Source organism: Pseudomonas aestuarii (genome assembly GCF_027988105.1).
GTDB lineage: Bacteria > Pseudomonadota > Gammaproteobacteria > Pseudomonadales > Pseudomonadaceae > Aquipseudomonas > Aquipseudomonas aestuarii.
In genome coordinates this window covers 1-277 of the sequence record NZ_JAQJZJ010000050.1, presented here as the reverse complement: position 1 = coordinate 277, position 277 = coordinate 1, and the positions used below count along the sequence as shown (strand labels likewise).

General features: G+C 64.6%; 1 protein-coding gene. It reads right to left on the bottom strand.

Features of this window, described 5'->3' with window-relative positions; translation table 11 throughout:
- On the bottom strand, positions 1–277 hold a 277-nt coding region (locus PH586_RS23515; protein ID WP_271350221.1), incomplete at both ends, for a hypothetical protein.

The window sequence follows — 277 nt, the reverse complement described above, 5'->3', positions numbered from 1 at the left end:
AGTCACACCGTCGTCGAAGACCATGCCGTCTTCCTTGCACATCAGGCCGTAACGGGCCTTGCCCACGTCCAGCTTGGTCCAGGCGTTGGTGTACACGCGGTTGAGGAACTCGCGCGCATCCGGACCCTGGATGTCGATCTTGCCCAGGGTCGAGGCATCGAGCAGGCCGACGCTGTCGCGTACCGCCTTGCACTCGCGGCCGACGGCGGCGTGCATGTCTTCACCGGCCTTGGGGAAGTACCAGGGGCGCTTCCACTGACCGACGTCCTCGAATTCG